The organism is Streptomyces sp. NPDC093261, from assembly GCF_044753645.1.
Taxonomy (GTDB): Bacteria; Actinomycetota; Actinomycetes; order Streptomycetales; family Streptomycetaceae; genus Streptomyces.
Genome location: NZ_JBIVNO010000001.1, coordinates 159768 through 174126, shown reverse-complemented (window position 1 = coordinate 174126; position 14359 = coordinate 159768). Strand labels below are relative to the sequence as shown.

The following is a 14359-nucleotide window of genomic DNA, read 5'->3' as shown; positions in this document are numbered from 1 at the left end:
CGCCACCGGTATCGTCGGCGTATCGCCCATCCGGCGTACACCGCCCCCCGACCAGTGGAGATCTCATGTCCACCCGTCCCTCCGCGAGCCGTCGTACCGTCCTGCGCGGGGCGGCGCTCACCCCGGTCGCCGGGCTCGGACTCGCGGCCTGTTCGCCCGGCGGCGACACCGGCGCGGCACCGGCCACCCCCACCGCCCCGGTCGCGCTCGGAGCCGAGGGTGAGGTCCCCGCGGGGGGCGCGAAGCTGTTCCGGGACGAGAACGTCGTGGTGAGCCGCGCCGCGGACGGCTCCCTGAAGGCGTACAGCACCATCTGCACGCACGCGGGATGCCCCATCAACAAGCTGGCGGGTACGACGCTGGTGTGCCCCTGCCACGGAAGCCGGTTCGACGCCGTCACGGGCAAGGTGGTGCAGGCCCCGGCCACCGAGCCGCTGCACGAGCTGTCCGTCGAGGTGAAGAACGGCAAGATCATGGCGGGCCCGGCGGCCTGACCGCCCGTCCAGCGTCCCGGCGAAGTGGCGGCCTGACCGCCCGTCCAGCGTCCCGGCGAAGTGGCGGCCTGACCGCCCGTCCAGCGTCCCGGCGAAGTGGCGGCCTGACCGCCCAGTGTCCCAGCGGACTCAGGACTCGGCGAGCCCGGTGGGCCGGCGGCTCAGCGCGTCAGGTGGGGGCCGGCGGCTCGGCGCGCCCGGCTCACTCCCAGTCCCATCCGATCCCCAGGAGCCCCGTCCGCACCCTCGGCTCCACCAGGTGCACCGAGCGGTGGCTCCCGCTCAGCCGCAGCTCCTGAAGGTCGCTGCGGGGGGCGGCGGGGGTGTGCTGGGAGAACCGGTGGCAGCGCACAGGCAGCGCCTCCTCGTCGAAGCGCACCTGGAGCGCGTACTGGCCGCCCGCCAGGCGAAACCCGCGGACGTACTCGCAGGACGCGCCGGCGGTGCCGTCCTCGAAGGCGTAGCGGAAGAGAAACGTATCGCCGGCATGCAGCCGGGTGCCGAAGAGCAGTTCCGCGACGAGAAGGCCGGTGTCGCGATGCCAGCGCACCCGGCCGGTGCGGCAGTTCTCCAGCGCGTGCACCGCGATCCGCTCGGGGGTGCACCCCGGGTCGCCGTGGTGGACGGCGAGATAGCGGTCCACACCGTCCTTGTGGGCGCGCACGATGTGGTGGGACTCCCGGGCCAGCAGTTCGCGGCGCGCCCCGATACGGACATGGTCCTGGTGGCCGATGGTGTGCAGTCCGCTGTCGAGCGGCGACTCCAGCTCGGCGAGGAGCCGCTCCAGCACGTCCGAGGCCTCCACCAGGGAGCGGTACGACCGGCCCGCCGGACGCTCGGAGCCGGCCGGCTCGGCGGTCTCGGCGAGCAGCCGGATGAGCGACTCGTCGGGCAGCTGGAGGATCTCCTCCAGGGCCCGCACGGCGCGCAGGGACTCGGGCCGCTGCGGGCGGCGCGCCCCTTGCTGCCAGTAGCTCAGGCTCGTCACCCCGACCCTGACCCCGTACCGCGACAGATGGTGCTGCACGCGCTGCAGCGGCAGCCCGCGGGCGGCGATCGCGGCGCGCAGCGCGACATGGAAGGGGCCGCCCCGCAGGGCTGCCTCCAACTCCGCCGGGATGACCGGAGCGACGTCCGCGTGCTGTGTGCCGTGCCGCATACCGTGGGGCCTTTCTGTGAAGGTGCGCGGCGGCTGGTCGGACCCCGCGCAGGGCCGTACCGGGCCGCGCCGGAGGCGTGTGAGGCCCGTTCACAAGCGAACCTCTCCGGCGGCGGCCCGAAGTTTTCCCGCATTGAAGCGTGTTGACCAAGCCCCGACAACACCTGAGTTCCGACAGTGGCCGGCCTGTGGCCGAAGGCTGTACCCGCTGCTGTGGGGCGGTCACCGGCTGCTGTGCGGAGGTGCCGAAAAGGGCCGCCACGCGCTTTCCGCGCGGGTGGCCGACACCACCGGCCATCGCGATCCGGCCGGATGGCGGGTCCGCGCCGACGCGCTGTCCCGGAAGGGGCGGGACGGGGCGGGCGGGGCGCAGGCCCGGGCTTCCGGCGACCTCGCGAGGCCGGGGGCGGGATCCCGCCGGGGGTTGTCCACAGGGGCGCCGCGCTGTCGGCCCCCGCCAGTAGGGTGTGAGACATGGCCGACCCCTCCAGCTACCGACCCAAGCCGGGTGAGATCCCGGACTCCCCCGGGGTCTACAGGTTCCGGGACGAGCACCGCCGGGTGATCTACGTCGGAAAGGCGAAAAGCCTGCGCCAGCGCCTGGCGAACTACTTCCAGGACCTGGCGGGCCTCCACCCGCGCACCCGCACCATGGTCACCACGGCCGCGTCCGTGGAGTGGACCGTGGTGTCCACCGAGGTCGAGGCCCTGCAGCTGGAGTACACCTGGATCAAGGAGTTCGACCCCCGGTTCAACGTCAAGTACCGCGACGACAAGAGCTACCCCTACCTCGCGGTGACGATGAACGAGGAGTTCCCGCGTGTGCAGGTGATGCGCGGCCAGAAGCGCAAGGGCGTGCGCTACTTCGGGCCGTACTCCCACGCGTGGGCGATCCGCGACACCGTGGACCTGCTGCTGCGCGTCTTCCCCGTGCGCACCTGCTCGGCGGGCGTCTTCAGGAACGCCGCCCGCACCGGCCGCCCCTGCCTGCTCGGCTACATCGGCAAGTGCTCCGCGCCCTGCGTCGGCCGGGTCTCGCCCGAGGAGCACACCGAACTGGCCGAGGAGTTCTGCGACTTCATGGCCGGCCGCACGGGCGCGTACCTCCGCCGTCTGGAGAGGCGGATGGTGGAGGCCGCCGAGGACATGGAGTACGAGCGGGCCGCCCGTCTGCGCGACGACATCGAGGCCCTGAGGAAGGCCATGGAGAAGAACGCGGTCGTGCTCACCGACGCGACCGACGCCGATCTCATCGCGGTCGCCGAGGACGAGCTGGAGGCGGCCGTGCAGATCTTCCATGTGCGCGGCGGGCGCGTGCGCGGCCAGCGCGGCTGGGTCACCGACAAGGTGGAGGACGTCACCACCGGTGCCCTCGTCGAGCACGCCCTCCAGCAGCTCTACGGCGAGGAGACGGGCGACTCCGTGCCCAAGGAGGTCCTCGTCCCCGCGCTGCCCGACCCCATAGAGCCGGTCCAGGACTGGCTCACCGGCCGCCGCGGGTCCAACGTCTCGCTGCGCATCCCCCAGCGCGGCGACAAGAAGGCGCTCATGGAGACCGTGCAGCGCAACGCCCAGCAGGCGCTCGCCCTGCACAAGACCAAGCGCGCCTCCGACCTGACCACCCGCTCCCGCGCCCTGGAGGAGATCGCGGAGGCCCTGGACCTTGACAGCGCCCCGCTGCGCATCGAGTGCTACGACGTCTCGCACCTCCAGGGTGAGGACGTGGTGGCCTCCATGGTCGTCTTCGAGGACGGACTGCAGCGCAAGAGCGAGTACCGCCGCTTCCAGATCAAGGGCTTCGAGGGCCAGGACGACGTCCGTTCCCTGCACGAGGTGATCACCCGCCGCTTCAGGCGCTACCTCGCCGAGAAGGAGAAGACGGGCGAGTGGGCGGACGGGGAGGTCGCCCTGACCGAGGACGACGGGCGGCCCAGGCGGTTCGCCTACCCGCCGCAGCTCGTGGTGGTCGACGGCGGGCAGCCGCAGGTCGCCGCCGCCCGGCGGGCCCTGGACGAGCTGGGCATCGACGACATCGCCGTGTGCGGTCTCGCCAAGCGCCTGGAGGAGGTCTGGCTGCCGGAAGAGGACGACCCGGTGGTCCTGCCCCGTACCAGCGAGGGCCTGTATCTGCTCCAGCGCGTCCGGGACGAGGCCCACCGCTTCGCGATCACCTATCAGCGCAGCAAGCGGGCCAAACGTGTCAGGTCGAGCCCCCTGGACGAGGTGCCGGGACTCGGCGAGACCCGCAAGCAGGCGCTCGTGAAGCATTTCGGCTCGGTGAAGAAACTGCGGTCCGCGACAATCGACCAGATTCAGGAGGTCCCCGGGATCGGCCGCAAGACGGCCGAGACGATCGCCGTGGCCCTCGCCCAGGCGGCCCCGGCCGCACCCGCCGTGAACACGGCGACTGGAGAGATCATGGAAGAGGAAGAATCCGGGCCGATGCCGGGTTCCCCCGGGGCGCCCGTGTCCACGGGCGCCCCGGACGAGCGACGGGGGCAGGAGACATGACCGAGCACGACCAGCGCGCAGAAGAACGCTCAGCCCAGGGCCAGGCCGCCCGGAGCGAGTCGGGCGAGGACCGGACGCAGGCGACGGTCCAGGAAAACGGAGCACAGGTGAGTACGGGCAGCGAAACAGCCGGGGCCGCGGACGCGGGCATCCCCGAGCTGGTGATCATCTCCGGCATGTCCGGTGCCGGCCGTTCGACGGCCGCCAAGTGTCTGGAGGACCTCGGCTGGTTCGTCGTCGACAACCTGCCGCCCGCCCTGATCCCCACCATGGTGGAACTGGGCGCCCGCTCCCAGGGCAACGTCGCCCGGATCGCGGTCGTCGTGGACGTGCGCGGCCGGCGCTTCTTCGACAACCTCCGCGAGTCCCTGGCCGACCTGGAGGCGAAGCACGTCACCCGGCGGATCGTCTTCCTGGAGTCCTCCGACGAGGCCCTGGTCCGCCGCTTCGAGTCGGTCCGCAGACCGCACCCGCTGCAGGGCGACGGCCGGATCGTCGACGGGATCGCCGCCGAGCGCGAGCTGCTGCGCGAGCTGCGCGGCGACGCCGACCTGGTGATCGACACCTCCAGCCTGAACGTGCACGAGCTGCGCGCCAAGATGGACGCCCAGTTCGCCGGCGAGGAGGAGCCCGAGCTGCGGGCCACCGTCATGTCCTTCGGGTTCAAGTACGGCCTGCCGGTCGACGCCGACCTGGTCGCGGACATGCGCTTCCTGCCCAACCCGCACTGGGTCCCGGAGCTGCGCCCCTACACCGGCCTCAACGAGGAGGTCGCCGCGTATGTCTTCAACCAGCCCGGCGCCAAGGAGTTCCTCGACCGGTACGCCGAGCTGCTCCGGCTCATCGCGGCCGGATACCGCCGTGAGGGCAAGCGCTATGTGACCATCGCCATCGGCTGCACGGGCGGCAAGCACCGTTCCGTCGCCATGTCCGAGAAGCTCGCCGCCCGCCTGGCCTCCGAGGGAGTGGAGACCGTGGTCGTGCACCGGGACATGGGGCGCGAGTGACCGGACGTGCTCTGCGGCTGAGCAGGCTGCGCCGAGTGGTGCCCGAGGGTCGCGGCGGCCGGGCGCGCCGCCGCGGCACCCAGCCCAAGGTGGTCGCCCTCGGCGGAGGCATGGGCCTGTCCGCCTCGCTCGCCGCTCTGCGCCGGATCACCGGCGACCTCACCGCCGTCGTCACCGTCGCCGACGACGGCGGCTCCAGCGGTCGTCTGCGCGACGAGCTGGGCGTGCTTCCGCCCGGCGACCTGCGCAAGGCGCTGGCCGCGCTGTGCGGCGACGACGACTGGGGCCAGACCTGGGCCCGTGTCATCCAGCACCGCTTCCATTCCCGGGGCGATCTGCACGACCACGCGGTGGGCAATCTGCTGATCGTCGCCCTGTGGGAGCAGCTCGGCGACCACGTCCAGGCTCTGGACCTGGTCGGCAGGCTTCTGGGCGCCCACGGCCGTGTCCTGCCCATGTCCGCCGTCCCCCTGGAACTCGAGGCCCTGGTCAAGGGCCACGACCCGGAGCACCCGGACGAGGTCGGCACCGTACGGGGGCAGGCGACCGTCGCCCTCACCCGGGGGGAGGTGCAGTCGGTGCACCTCGTGCCGCCCGACCCGCCGGCCGTCCCGGAAGCCGTCGCCGCGGTGCTGGACGCCGACTGGGTGGTGCTCGGGCCCGGCTCCTGGTTCTCCTCCGTGATCCCGCACCTGCTCGTGCCGGAGCTCCTGGACGCCCTCATGGAGACCAAGGCACGCCGGGTGCTCTCCCTGAACCTCGCGCCGCAGCCGGGGGAGACCGAAGGGTTCTCCCCGCAGCGTCATTTGGAGGTTTTGGGACGACACGCCCCTAAACTCGCCCTGGACGTGGTGCTGGCCGACCAGGCCGCCGTGCCCGACCGCGCCTCGTTGACCGAGGCCGCCAAGCGGTTCGGGGCTGCGGTCGAGCTGGCGCCGGTGGCCCGTACCGACGGAACCCCGCGGCACGACCCGGAGCTGCTGGCCGCCGCGTACGACCGTATTTTTCGGATGCATGGAAGGATCGGCCCATGGCGATGACGGCAGCGGTGAAGGACGAGATCTCCCGTCTTCCCGTCACCCGGACCTGCTGCAGAAAGGCGGAGGTCTCGGCGATCCTGCGGTTCGCGGGCGGGCTGCACCTCGTCAGCGGACGCATCGTGATCGAGGCGGAGCTGGACACGGCGATGGCGGCCAGGCGTCTCAAACGGGACATCCTGGAGATCTTCGGCCACAGCTCCGAACTGATCGTGATGGCTCCCGGCGGTCTGCGCCGCGGCTCCCGCTATGTGGTGCGCGTGGTGGCGGGCGGCGACCAGCTCGCCCGGCAGACCGGCCTGGTGGACGGCCGCGGGCGGCCGATCCGCGGTCTGCCCCCACAGGTGGTCTCGGGGGCCACCTGTGACGCCGAGGCGGCCTGGCGTGGCGCGTTCCTGGCGCACGGCTCGCTGACGGAGCCCGGCCGCTCGTCGTCCCTCGAGGTGACCTGCCCCGGTCCGGAGGCCGCGCTCGCCCTGGTCGGCGCCGCCCGCCGCCTGTCGATCGCCGCCAAAGCCCGGGAGGTGCGGGGCGTGGACCGCGTCGTCGTCCGGGACGGTGACGCGATCGGCGCGCTGCTGACCCGGCTCGGCGCGCACGAGTCGGTGCTCGCCTGGGAGGAGCGGCGGATGCGCCGCGAGGTCAGGGCCACGGCGAACCGCCTCGCCAACTTCGACGACGCGAACCTGCGCCGTTCGGCCCGTGCCGCCGTGGCCGCCGGCGCGCGGGTCGCCCGTGCCCTGGAGATCCTCGGCGAGGAGGTTCCGGAGCACCTCGCGGCCGCGGGGCGCCTGCGTATGGAGCACAAGCAGGCCTCCCTGGAGGAGCTGGGCGCCCTCGCCGACCCGCCGTTGACCAAGGACGCGGTCGCGGGGCGTATCCGCCGGCTGCTGGCGATGGCCGACAAGCGCGCCGCGGACCTGGGCATCCCGGGGACGGAGTCCAACCTCAGCGAGGAGATGGCGGACAACCTGGCGGGCTGACGGCCAAGCCCCCAACACACCGCTGCCGACGCCCGCTTGGGACGTCGGCACCGGTGTTTGTGTGTCCTTGGGGCGCTCTTGACTCGATCATGGATTGTCATGAGCTTTGCACCTGCTCGCCGCTGGGGCGAGCCACCGCCAGGGGGTCCACGTCCACTCCACGGAACTGTGGTTCGTGCTCTCGGCCAACCCCGATGGCTACGACTACACCTTCAAGGACCCGGGCACGCGCCTGTGGCGCAAGAACCTGCGGGACGCGAAGGGCGACGGCGTCATCGGCGTCGGCGACGGCGCCGACCTCAACCGCAACTTCGCCTACAAGTGGGCCCGCGACGACGAGGGTTCGTCGCCGAACCCCACCAGCCAGACCCACCGCGGGCCGAGCCCCGAGTCGGAGCCCGAGCCCCGAGTCGGAGCCCGAGCCCCGAGCCCTGGACGCCTTCGAGAAGCGCATCGGGTTCACTTCGATCCGAGCGCCTGCGCCGGGAAGGCGGTCGAGGTCTCGCCGGCCTGCATCACCGACCCGAGCGGCGGCCGAGGCGTCCTCGCCGACGACGTCTCGCTCGTCGGCGGCGGCACCGCAGCGGAGACGGAGGGCTTCCGAGACGTCCCCCGGCGCCTGGAGCGTGCCCGGCCCGCCCCCGGGCAGCCCCGCCGTCCTCAAGGACTGGGCGCGCCGGGGCGCCGTTCCGGACGTATGGAGCGGTCACCACGGAGCGCACGGTGCCTCTCGGCTTCGGCCTGGAACACCTCGCCTCGGCGGCCGACCTGACCGCGCTGATCGGCAAGGCACTCGCCGCGCTCGGCGGCTGACGTCCTGTAGTCAACGGCAGTTGGTTCCGTATCGCCTGAAGGGGTGAGAGGGCCTTCGGGGCGGGGCGGTCCGTACCCCTACTGGCGGGTACGGACCACACTGCCGTGTATGAGCCATCTCGATGTCACTCCGGAGGCCTCAGGGAGGTAGGGTCGTAGGCGGTCGGGGACATCCCAAATAAAGCTCGCCGGCGTCGAAAGCCGGCGTACCAACGAGGAGATCGGTTCGTGACGATCCGCGTAGGCATCAACGGCTTCGGCCGCATCGGTCGTAACTACTTCCGCGCGCTGCTGGAGCAGGGTGCAGACATCGAGATCGTGGCTGTCAACGACCTGGGTGACACCGCGACCACCGCTCACCTGCTGAAGTACGACACCATCCTCGGCCGCCTGAAGGAGGAGGTGTCCCACACCGAGGACACCATCACGGTCGGCGGCAAGACCATCAAGGTCCTGTCCGAGCGCAACCCGGCCGACATCCCCTGGGGTGAGCTGGGCGTCGACATCGTCATCGAGTCGACCGGCATCTTCACCAAGAAGGAAGACGCCGAGAAGCACATCGCCGGTGGCGCCAAGAAGGTCATCATCTCGGCTCCGGCCAAGAACGAGGACGTCACCATCGTGATGGGCGTCAACCAGGACGTCTACGACTCGGCGAACCACCACGTCATCTCCAACGCCTCCTGCACCACCAACTGTGTGGCGCCGATGGCGAAGGTCCTCGACGAGAACTTCGGCATCGTCAAGGGTCTGATGACCACGGTGCACGCGTACACGAACGACCAGCGCATCCTGGACTTCCCGCACAAGGACCTGCGCCGCGCCCGTGCCGCCGCCGAGAACATCATCCCGACGACCACCGGTGCCGCCAAGGCCACCGCCCTGGTCCTGCCGCAGCTCAAGGGCAAGCTGGACGGCATCGCCATGCGCGTCCCGGTGCCGACCGGCTCGGTCACCGACCTGGTCGTCGAGCTCTCCCGCGAGGTCACCAAGGAAGAGGTCAACGCCGCCTTCCAGAAGGCCGCGGAGGGCGAGCTCAAGGGCCTGCTCGAGTACACGGAGGACCCGATCGTCTCCTCCGACATCGTCAACGCCCCGGCGTCCTGCACCTTCGACTCCTCCCTGACCATGGTCCAGGACGGCAAGAACGTGAAGGTCATCGGCTGGTACGACAACGAGTGGGGCTACTCCAACCGCCTCGTCGACCTGACGGTCTTCGTCGGCAACCAGCTCTGATCGCCGAAGCAGGCATCTCGATGTGAGAACAGGGCTCGGGCAGCGCACGCGCGCCGCCCGGGCCCTGACTCACGTACAGCGAGCGGCTCCGCGCATGGCGGCGGGGCCCCTTGTGTGCAGTGCGATCAGCCCTCGTACGATCAAGAGCCCTCTCCAGGAGTCCCCTATGAAGACGATCGACGAACTTCTCGCCGAAGGCGTGGACGGCAAGCGGGTCTTCGTCCGCGCCGACCTGAACGTCCCGCTGGCCGACGGCCTCATCACCGACGACGGCCGTATCCGCGCCGTCCTGCCCACCGTCAAGGCACTCGCCGAGGCGGGCGCCAAGGTGGTCGTGGCCTCGCACCTGGGCCGCCCCAAGGGCGCCCCGGACCCGGCGTTCTCCCTGCTGCCCGCCGCCGAGCGCCTCGCCGAACTGCTCGGCGCGCCCGTGGCGTTCGCCCAGGACACGGTGGGCCCCGCCGCCCATGACGCGGTGGACGGCCTCCAGCCGGGCCAGGTCGCGGTCATCGAGAACCTGCGCTTCAACCCCGGCGAGACCGCCAAGGACGACACCGAGCGCGGCGAGTTCGCCGACCGGCTCGCCGCCCTCGCCGATGTGTACGTGGGTGACGGCTTCGGCGCGGTACACCGCAAGCACGCCTCCGTCTACGACCTCCCGGCCCGCCTGCCGCACTACGCCGGCTACCTCATCGCCACCGAGGTCAATGTCCTGAAGAAGCTCACCGAGGACGTCAAGCGCCCGTACGTCGTCGTCCTGGGCGGTGCCAAGGTCTCCGACAAGCTGGCCGTGATCGACCAGCTGCTCGGCAAGGCCGACCGGCTGCTCATCGGCGGCGGCATGGCGTACACCTTCCTCAAGGCCAAGGGCTACGAGGTGGGCATCTCCCTCCTCCAGGAGGACCAGGTCCCGGCCGTCACCGAGTACATCGAGCGCGCGGAGAAGCGCGGCGTCGAGCTGCTCCTCCCCGTCGACGTGCTGGTCTCGCCGGAGTTCCCGGACCTGAAGACCAAGGCCCCGACCAACCCCACCGTCGTCGCCGCGGACGCGATCCCGGCGGACCAGGAGGGCCTGGACATCGGTCCGGAGACCCGCAAGCTGTACGCATCCAAGCTCGCCGACGCCGCCACCGTCTTCTGGAACGGCCCCATGGGCGTCTTCGAGCACCCCGACTACGCCGAGGGCACCAAGGCGGTCGCCCAGGCCCTCGTCGACTCCCAGGGCTTCACCGTGGTCGGGGGCGGCGACTCCGCCGCCGCCGTCCGCATCCTGGGCTTCGACGAGTCCGCATTCGGCCACATCTCGACCGGCGGCGGCGCCTCCCTCGAATACCTCGAGGGCAAGACGCTCCCCGGCCTCGCCGCACTGGAGGACTGACCCTTGAGCACGCGCACGCCGCTGATGGCGGGCAACTGGAAGATGAACCTCAACCACCTCGAGGCCATCGCGCACGTCCAGAAGCTCGCCTTCGCCCTGTCCGACAAGGACTACGAGGCCGTCGAGGTCGCCGTCCTGCCGCCCTTCACCGATCTGCGCTCCGTGCAGACGCTGGTCGACGGCGACAAGCTCAAGATCAAGTACGGTGCCCAGGACGTCTCGGCGCACGACTCCGGCGCCTACACCGGCGAGATCTCGGGCTCGATGCTGGCCAAGCTGAAGTGCACCTACGCGGTGATCGGCCACTCCGAGCGCCGGCAGTACCACCACGAGAGCGACGAACTGGTGAACGCCAAGGCCAAGGCGGCGTTCAGGCACGGGCTGACCCCGATCCTGTGCGTCGGCGAGGAGCTGGAGATCCGCGAGGCGGGCGACCATGTCGGGCACACGCTCGCGCAGGTCGAGGGCGGTCTGAAGGACCTCCCGGCCGAGCAGGTCGAGTCCATCGTGATCGCCTACGAGCCCGTCTGGGCCATCGGTACCGGCAAGGTCTGCGGCGCTGACGACGCGCAGGAGGTCTGCGCGGCGATCCGCGGCAAGATCGCCGAGCTGTACACGCAGGATGTGGCCGACAAGGTCCGCATCCAGTACGGCGGCTCTGTGAAGTCGGGCAATGTGGCCGAAATCATGGCAAAGCCGGACATCGACGGCGCCCTGGTCGGTGGCGCCTCGCTGGACGCCGACGAGTTCGTCAAGATCGTCCGCTTCCGCGACCAGTGACCGGCGCCCCGCGGGCGAGCCGAACGGTCGTGAGTGTGTCCTAGGGGCGATCCGTCGTACCCTTGCGGGGGCATGGTGGTCATCCACCGTGCCCCCGTCGTCCATCCGAGTCCGAGGAAGTTGGTCCAGCCGTGGTTTTGGGGTTCTCGATCGCCCTGATCATCTTCAGCCTGCTGCTGATGCTGCTGGTGCTGATGCACAAGGGGAAGGGCGGCGGCCTCTCCGACATGTTCGGTGGCGGCATGCAGTCCTCCGTCGGCGGCTCCTCGGTCGCCGAGCGCAACCTCGACCGGATCACCATCGTGGTCGGTCTGCTCTGGTTGGCGTGCATCGTGGTGCTCGGCATCCTGATGAAGGTCAAGAGCTAACAGCAAGAGCCGGCGCGGGCCGATACCGGCAGACCGCGCAGGAAGCACGTAACGCCCCATGCCGGGTACGCGCCTTCGGGCGCGGCCTATCATGGGGCTTGCGTCTGGGGGCGGGGGTAACTCCCATCACTGGACGCGCGTTGGGCCTTACGTAGACTGAGGCGCTCGCAGCGAAGCGAAACGCCGACTCGCTTCGCGGCACCATCACGCAGGGAGTTACGACGTGGCAAGTGGCAACGCGATCCGAGGAAGCCGGGTCGGGGCGGGGCCGATGGGCGAGGCCGAGCGCGGCGAGTCCGCGCCGCGTCTGCGCGTCTCCTTCTGGTGCTCCAACGGGCACGAGACCCAGCCGAGCTTCGCCAGCGACGCGCAGGTTCCCGACACCTGGGACTGCCCGCGCTGCGGCTTTCCGGCCGGACAGGACCGGGACAACCCGCCGGCTCCGCCGCGTACCGAGCCCTACAAGACGCACCTCGCCTATGTGCGGGAGCGGCGCAGCGACGCGGACGGCGAGGCGATCCTCGCCGAGGCGCTCGCCAAACTGCGGGGCGAGATCTAGAAACCCAGTCCGGCCGGGCACCGTGCGGTGCCCGGCCGGAACTGCTTTCCCCACCGGCGGCGGGGCGCCTCCACCACGCGGGTCCCTCGTGCCCTCCGGCGTACGCCCCTGCGCGCACGCCGTCCGCAGCCCGTCCGCGGCCGTGGTCCGGTGCCGCACCGCCGGGCTCGCCCCGCTCGCCGCCGCCTTCCTCGTTCCGCTCGTCACCGCGCCGATACCCCGGCGCAAGCCGGACGTACCTGTTGTTGTGCCGGACGACGGCGCGACACCGGCTCACCGCGCCCCCTGATCAATTAGGTTGGAACCGGCAGCGGGGTGAGGCACACGCAGCAGCACAGGCAAGGAAGAAGGCTGAAGTCCGAGATGAACGCAGACAGCCGTACCAGGCTCAATCAGACGCCCGAGTGGACCGCTCTGGCCAAGCACCGCGAGGAACTCGGCGAGGTGCGGCTGCGCGACCTGTTCGCGGCGGACCCCGGGCGCGGCAGCGGGTACACCCTCGAGGTCGGCGATCTGTACGTCGACTACTCCAAGCACCTGGTCACCGACGAGACACTCCGGCTGCTGCGCGAGCTGGCCGCCGCTCGGGACGTGTTCGGGCTCAGGGACGCCATGTTCCGCGGCGAGAAGATCAACACCACCGAGAACCGCGCGGTTCTGCACACGGCGCTGCGTGCCCCGAGGGACGCCGTCATCGAGGTCGACGGGAAGAACGTCGTCCCCGAGGTCCACGCGGTGCTGGACAAGATGAGCGCCTTCTCCGACCGGGTCCGCTCGGGCGAGTGGACCGGCCACACCGGCAAGCGCATCAAAAACGTCGTCAACATCGGCATCGGGGGCTCCGACCTTGGCCCGGCGATGGCGTACGAGGCCCTGCGCGCCTACACCGCACGCGATCTGACGGTCCGCTTCGTCTCCAACGTCGACGGCGCCGACCTGCACGAGGCCGTCCGGGACCTGGACGCCGCCGAGACGCTGTTCATCATCGCCTCGAAGACGTTCACCACGATCGAGACGATCACCAACGCCACCTCGGCGCGCGCCTGGCTGCTGGACGAGCTGAAGGCAGGTCAGGAGGCCGTCGCCAGCCACTTCGTGGCCCTGTCGACGAACGCCGCGAAGGTCGAGGAGTTCGGCATCGACACGGCCAACATGTTCGAGTTCTGGGACTGGGTCGGCGGTCGCTACTCCTACGACTCGGCGATCGGCCTGTCCCTGATGATCGCCATCGGCCCGGACCGCTTCCGGGAGATGCTCGACGGCTTCCACACCGTCGACGAGCACTTCCGCACCGCCCCCGCCGAGTCGAACGTCCCGCTGCTGCTCGGCCTGCTGGGCATCTGGTACAACAACTTCCACGACGCCCAGTCGCACGCGGTGCTGCCGTACGCGCACTATCTGTCCAGGTTCACCGCCTACCTCCAGCAGCTGGACATGGAGTCCAACGGCAAGTCCGTGGACCGGGACGGCAAGGAGGTCGACTGGCAGACCGGTCCGGTCGTGTGGGGCACGCCGGGCACCAACGGCCAGCACGCCTACTACCAGCTCCTCCACCAGGGCACCAAGCTGATCCCGGCGGACTTCGTCGGCTTCGCCCGGCCCGTCGACGAGCTGAGCGGCGACCTCGCGGCCCAGCACGACCTGCTGATGGCCAACTTCTTCGCCCAGACGCAGGCGCTGGCCTTCGGCAAGACTCCGGACGAGGTGCGCGCCGAGGGGGTCCCGGAGGAGCTGGTGCCGCACAAGACGTTCAAGGGCAACCACCCCACCACCACGATCCTCGGCGGACAGCTCACCCCGTCGGTGCTCGGGCAGCTCGTCGCGCTCTACGAGCACAAGGTGTTCGTCCAGGGCGCGATCTGGAACATCGACTCCTTCGACCAGTGGGGCGTCGAACTCGGCAAGGTCCTCGCCAAGCGCGTGGAGCCCGCGCTGACCGAGGGCGCTCAGGTCCCGGGCCTGGACGAGTCAACCAAGACCCTGGTCGCCAAGTACCGGGAGCTGCGCGGCCGTTAGCACGCGCGAACCGGGAGG

At 70.7% G+C, this 14359-nt stretch carries 12 protein-coding genes and 1 pseudogene; 12 read left to right on the top strand and 1 reads right to left on the bottom strand.

The genetic code is table 11. The features are described 5' to 3' along the window. The first annotated feature begins 65 nt into the window (after nt 1-65). A complete protein-coding gene (locus tag ACIP94_RS00845) occupies nt 66-494 on the top strand; it encodes a Rieske 2Fe-2S domain-containing protein (RefSeq protein ID WP_402417771.1) in 429 nt (142 codons plus the stop codon). 202 nt (nt 495-696) lie between these two features. On the opposite strand, the gene ACIP94_RS00840 is transcribed toward ACIP94_RS00845, so the two are convergent. After that, on the bottom strand, nt 697-1653 hold the full coding sequence (locus ACIP94_RS00840; protein WP_402417769.1) for a hypothetical protein: 957 nt from the start codon (nt 1651-1653) through the stop codon (nt 697-699). Between the two features lie 474 nt (nt 1654-2127). Between ACIP94_RS00840 and uvrC the strand changes: the two genes are divergently transcribed. The 11 genes and pseudogenes from uvrC to pgi all read left to right on the top strand — a co-directional run bounded on the left by uvrC (nt 2128) and on the right by pgi (nt 14341). Beyond that, nucleotides 2128-4164 carry an excinuclease ABC subunit UvrC gene (uvrC, locus tag ACIP94_RS00835; protein WP_402417767.1) on the top strand — a complete coding sequence of 679 codons (2037 nt, stop codon included), beginning with the start codon at nt 2128-2130 and terminating at the stop codon, nt 4162-4164. Further along, nucleotides 4161-5171 carry an RNase adapter RapZ gene (gene rapZ, locus ACIP94_RS00830; protein ID WP_402417765.1) on the top strand — a complete coding sequence of 337 codons (1011 nt, stop codon included), beginning with the start codon at nt 4161-4163 and terminating at the stop codon, nt 5169-5171. Before uvrC ends, rapZ begins: the two co-directional genes overlap by 4 nt. Beyond that, a complete protein-coding gene (gene yvcK / locus ACIP94_RS00825; protein ID WP_402417764.1) occupies nt 5168-6211 on the top strand; it encodes a uridine diphosphate-N-acetylglucosamine-binding protein YvcK in 1044 nt (347 codons plus the stop codon). The genes rapZ and yvcK overlap by 4 nt, the downstream gene beginning before the upstream one ends. Continuing rightward, nucleotides 6202-7191, top strand: coding sequence for a DNA-binding protein WhiA (gene whiA / locus ACIP94_RS00820; RefSeq protein WP_402417762.1), 990 nt, complete (start codon nt 6202-6204; stop codon nt 7189-7191). The genes yvcK and whiA overlap by 10 nt, the downstream gene beginning before the upstream one ends. 151 nt (nt 7192-7342) lie before the next feature. Next, nucleotides 7343-7655 (top strand): annotated as a pseudogene (locus tag ACIP94_RS00815) (M14 family zinc carboxypeptidase); the annotation flags it as partial. 577 nt (nt 7656-8232) lie between these two features. Continuing rightward, nucleotides 8233-9240, top strand: coding sequence for a type I glyceraldehyde-3-phosphate dehydrogenase (gene gap / locus ACIP94_RS00810; RefSeq protein WP_402417760.1), 1008 nt, complete (start codon nt 8233-8235; stop codon nt 9238-9240). A gap of 166 nt (nt 9241-9406) precedes the next feature. Then, nucleotides 9407-10618, top strand: a complete 1212-nt coding sequence (locus ACIP94_RS00805) for a phosphoglycerate kinase (protein WP_402417758.1) — start codon at nt 9407-9409, stop codon at nt 10616-10618. 3 nt (nt 10619-10621) lie between these two features. Then, the gene (gene tpiA / locus ACIP94_RS00800; RefSeq protein ID WP_402417757.1) at nt 10622-11398 is read left to right on the top strand and encodes a triose-phosphate isomerase; all 777 of its coding nucleotides are present in this window, start codon (nt 10622-10624) and stop codon (nt 11396-11398) included. A gap of 131 nt (nt 11399-11529) precedes the next feature. Then, the gene (gene secG / locus ACIP94_RS00795) at nt 11530-11766 is read left to right on the top strand and encodes a preprotein translocase subunit SecG (RefSeq protein WP_355903554.1); all 237 of its coding nucleotides are present in this window, start codon (nt 11530-11532) and stop codon (nt 11764-11766) included. Between the two features lie 271 nt (nt 11767-12037). After that, the gene (locus ACIP94_RS00790) at nt 12038-12325 is read left to right on the top strand and encodes an RNA polymerase-binding protein RbpA (protein ID WP_210719133.1); all 288 of its coding nucleotides are present in this window, start codon (nt 12038-12040) and stop codon (nt 12323-12325) included. 363 nt (nt 12326-12688) lie between these two features. After that, on the top strand, nt 12689-14341 hold the full coding sequence (gene pgi, locus ACIP94_RS00785) for a glucose-6-phosphate isomerase (protein ID WP_402417754.1): 1653 nt from the start codon (nt 12689-12691) through the stop codon (nt 14339-14341). Nucleotides 14342-14359 lie beyond the last annotated feature (18 nt).

Excerpts from the sequence above, each read along its gene's own strand:
- ACIP94_RS00845 (WP_402417771.1), top strand. The coding sequence starts at position 66 with ATGTCCACCCGTCCCTCCGCGAGCCGTCGTACCGTCCTGCGCGGGGCG.
- ACIP94_RS00840 (WP_402417769.1), bottom strand. The coding sequence starts at position 1,653 with ATGCGGCACGGCACACAGCACGCGGACGTCGCTCCGGTCATCCCGGCG.
- uvrC (WP_402417767.1), top strand. The coding sequence starts at position 2,128 with ATGGCCGACCCCTCCAGCTACCGACCCAAGCCGGGTGAGATCCCGGAC.
- rapZ (WP_402417765.1), top strand. The coding sequence starts at position 4,161 with ATGACCGAGCACGACCAGCGCGCAGAAGAACGCTCAGCCCAGGGCCAG.
- whiA (WP_402417762.1), top strand. The coding sequence starts at position 6,202 with ATGGCGATGACGGCAGCGGTGAAGGACGAGATCTCCCGTCTTCCCGTC.
- ACIP94_RS00805 (WP_402417758.1), top strand. The coding sequence starts at position 9,407 with ATGAAGACGATCGACGAACTTCTCGCCGAAGGCGTGGACGGCAAGCGG.
- ACIP94_RS00790 (WP_210719133.1), top strand. The coding sequence starts at position 12,038 with ATGGGCGAGGCCGAGCGCGGCGAGTCCGCGCCGCGTCTGCGCGTCTCC.
- pgi (WP_402417754.1), top strand. The coding sequence starts at position 12,689 with ATGAACGCAGACAGCCGTACCAGGCTCAATCAGACGCCCGAGTGGACC.